Here is a 3479-nt window from a genome sequence, read left to right as displayed (position 1 = left end):
GGCTCGAATAGCGCCGTGCGCGGCCAGGTCAGCGCCCTGGCTTTGTCGCCGACCGCGTCCTGCCAGAGGCGCGACAGCATCACCGCCGTGCCGCTCGAATAGGAAAACTGTTTGCCGACCTCTGCAGCCAGCGGCTTGGATTCGGCAAAGCCCGCCATGTCAGGTTCGAGATAGAGCATGCGCGTGACGTCGGCGACGTCGCCATAATCCTCGTTGAACTCCAGCCCGCTCGACATCGCCATCATGTCGGCAAGGCTGATCGCGGCGCGGCCGTCCGCCTTCCACGGGGCAAATAGGTTTTTGTTGTCGAAAGCCATCTTGCCGTCCTTGACCAACGTACCGACGATGGCGGCATTCACCGTTTTGGTCATCGACCAGCCGAGCAGCGGCGTCCTGGCGGAAAAGCCATCGCCGTAGCGCTCGGCGACGACACGGCCATTCTTGACCACCACCACTGCGCGCATGCCGGTGCCGATCAGCGCCGCATCGTCCAGCAGCTTGGCAACAACCGGATCCTGTGATGCCTCGACCCGTTCGCCTTCCGGCCACAGGTCGCCCATGATGACTGCCGACGGCCCCGCTTGGATCGCGGTCCGCCGCACCTTTCCTACGTCGCCGTCCGGAACCGAAGCGCAGCCAAGCCCGTCGCGGGCTACGGCGACGCTCTTGCCGAGGAACCCGAACAGGCCGGCAGACACCGTTCCCCTGTTCTTGTCCACCGAAACCCGCATTAACCGCAGCAGGGGATGCCCGGGTGCCTGCACGTCGACGGCCAGCACCTCATTGGGATCGCGGCCGGCGATAAAAACGTTCGAACAGACGATCTTGGCCGAGTAGCCCGAGCCGACCCTGATCAACTCCGGTGGCGCGATATAAAGCCAGGCAAAAAGTGCTGCGATCACCAGGACGATCAGGCCAAGCAGCCATTTGACGATCTTGACCACGATCCGCATTTATTTCCTCCGGGCCCTGCCCGACCCTTATGTCATCGATTTGCCGCCATTGCTTCCGCAAATCACAATGCTTGTCGAGCGCCATCAACGGATTATCAACCATGATCGGCGATCACAGGATATGCTGAGCGATGCTGTGGGGCGATCGTTCGGAGGGGCCCCGATCACAAAGCAGGCCAACAGTGTAGAGACCCATCAGCGACCGGCTGAATCCGGCTCGGGAATTGCGATGCGCCGTCTTGCGGGCCTGATCATGCTAGCGCTGCTTGGTGCTTGCTCGACCGTCGACGATCTCTCGCCGCTGTCGCCATCCGCTTCGAGCAGCCCGACGGTTGCCGTGCGCGCGCCGCGCTTTGCCGACTCCAAGCCGCATGAATGGGAGAGCGGCGCGCCGTGGAACTATGCCGTCCACGGCACCGATGTTTCCAAATACCAGACCTCGGTCGACTGGCCGGCTGCCAGGGCCAGCGGCATCTCCTTCGCCTTCATCAAGGCGACCGAGGGCGGCGACCGTTTCGACGGGTATTTCAGCGAGCATTGGGCGCGCACGAAGGCCAACGGGATTCCGCGAGCCGCCTATCATTTCTATTATTTCTGCACCCCGGCTGCCGTTCAGGCGCGCTGGTTCATCCGCAACGTCCCCGTCGATCGCTCGGCGATGCCGCCGGTCCTCGATATGGAATGGAACCCGCAATCGCCGACCTGCAGGCTGCGTCCCGACGCCGCCACGGTGCGCGCGGAGATGACCACCTTCCTCGAAATCGTCGAACGCCATTACGGCAAGAAGCCGATCATCTACACTTCCGTCGACTTCTTCGACGACAACGGGCTGTCGGGGTTCCGCGGCTATCCCTACTGGCTGCGTTCCGTCGCCGGCCATCCGCGTGAGAAATACGGCAGCCACCCCTTCACCTTCTGGCAGTACACCGGAACCGGCATCGTTCCCGGCATGACCGGCAAGTCCGACATCAACGTCTTCAACGGCAGTGAAGCCGCCTGGAACAAATGGCTGCGGCAGAACACCCGTTGACGTCAGGTTCAACGGCAGCACCGCCCTGGATCAAAAGCACTCCAGCAGAGCTTCCGTTGAACCGGTTCAACTGCAGCACCGCCCTGGATCAAATCACTCCAGCAGAGAAGCTGCCGCAGAACACCGTTGACACCGGGCCTGCCGCCTGCTTTTCGACACAGCCAGCGGTAAAGAGTGCAACCGCCGGTAATTCAGGGCGTTGGGCTTCCCGGGGGGAGCACAACAAATGACCCCCTGTTCGTTTCGAAAGGAAGCTGATGCGACTGCGTTCCAAAGTCCTCGCGGCTGCGCTGACCCTGTGCGCCACGGCCTTGCCGGCGATGGCGCAGGAATGCGGCGGCGACTTCGAATCCTGGAAGCAGGGCGTCGCCGCGGAAGCCAGGGCGGCCGGCGTAGGTGCAGTGGGTCTCGACGCCCTTGAAGCGGCAACCTTAGATGACAAGGTGTTGGCGCGCGACCGCGCCCAGGGCGTCTTCACCCAAACCTTTGTCGAGTTTTCCAACCGAATGATCTCGGCCTATCGCCTGAAGCAAGGTGCGGCGAACATAAAGAAATACGCGGATGTCTTCGCCCGCGCCGACCAGCAGTTCGGCGTCCAGGCGCCGATCATCGCCGCCTTCTGGGCGCTGGAGACCGATTTCGGCGCCGTGCAGGGCGACTTCCACACGCTGAGCGCCCTGGTGACGCTTTCCCATGATTGCCGCCGGCCGCAGCTCTTCCGGCAACAGCTGGTGCCGCTTCTGGAACTGATCGATCGCGGCGTGCTGCCGGCCGATGTCAGGGGCGCCTGGGCCGGCGAGATCGGCCAGACGCAGATCCTGCCCTCCGACTATCTGGCACGCGGCGTCGACGGCGACGGCGACGGCAAGATCGACCTGCGCGGCAGCGTGCCTGATGTGATCATGACCACTGCCAACAAGGTGCTGTCGCGCGGCTGGAAACGCGACCAGCCCTGGATCCAGGAAGTCCGCGTGCCCGAAGACATGCCGTGGGATCAGACCGGTCGCACCAACAAGCTGCCGCTGTCGCAGTGGGCGCAATGGGGCGTCACCTACCCCAGCGGCGCGCCGCTGGTCGACAACGGCCTGAAAGCAGGCCTCGCGCTGCCGATGGGCCGCAAGGGGCCAGCCTTCCTCACCTACGACAATTTCGACGTCTATCTCGAATGGAACCAGTCCTTCACCTATGCGCTGACGGCAGCCAACCTTGCCGCACGGCTGGCAGGCGCTCCGCCGCTGGACCCGCGCAATCCCGAGACCGGTCTCAACAATGAGCAGATGAAGGCGTTGCAGACCAAGCTGGAAGCCAAGGGCTACGATGTCGGCACCGTCGACGGCATTTTGGGTACCAACACCCGCGAGGCGATCCGCAAGGAGCAGACGCGGCTAGGTTTGCCGGTGGATGGCTGGCCGACGCCGGAGCTTTTGGGAAAATTATAGGGCAGTAGGGCAAATTAGCCCGAAGCAGTGACTGCCGCCACCCCTATTCCCCTATTC

General features: G+C 63.2%; 3 protein-coding genes. 2 read left to right on the top strand and 1 reads right to left on the bottom strand.

The window, feature by feature from the left end:
- Positions 1-953 (bottom strand): serine hydrolase (locus tag EN955_RS33995; RefSeq protein WP_164769964.1); only part of this gene is annotated, 953 nt, incomplete at its 3' end.
- Between the two features lie 229 nt (positions 954-1182).
- On the opposite strand from EN955_RS33995, the gene EN955_RS33990 reads away from it, so the two are divergent.
- Together EN955_RS33990 and EN955_RS33985 are read left to right on the top strand one after the other, a co-directional pair.
- A complete protein-coding gene (locus tag EN955_RS33990; protein ID WP_024501480.1) occupies positions 1183-1983 on the top strand; it encodes a GH25 family lysozyme in 801 nt (266 codons plus the stop codon).
- A 257-nt stretch (positions 1984-2240) separates the two neighbouring features.
- Positions 2241-3422, top strand: coding sequence for a lytic murein transglycosylase (locus EN955_RS33985; RefSeq protein ID WP_024501481.1), 1182 nt, complete (start codon positions 2241-2243; stop codon positions 3420-3422).
- Positions 3423-3479: the final 57 nt, after the last annotated feature.

Origin of the sequence: Mesorhizobium sp. M7A.F.Ca.CA.001.04.2.1, assembly GCF_003998485.1 — a bacterium.
GTDB classification, from domain to species: Bacteria; Pseudomonadota; Alphaproteobacteria; order Rhizobiales; family Rhizobiaceae; genus Mesorhizobium; species Mesorhizobium ciceri.
Note: the sequence above shows the minus strand (reverse complement) of the source record. Positions and strands in the feature narration are given on the sequence as shown.

What these genes read in the sequence shown, in the direction of transcription:
- EN955_RS33990 (WP_024501480.1), top strand. Translation starts at nt 1,183, where the DNA reads ATGCGCCGTCTTGCGGGCCTGATCATGCTAGCGCTGCTTGGTGCTTGC.
- EN955_RS33985 (WP_024501481.1), top strand. Translation starts at nt 2,241, where the DNA reads ATGCGACTGCGTTCCAAAGTCCTCGCGGCTGCGCTGACCCTGTGCGCC.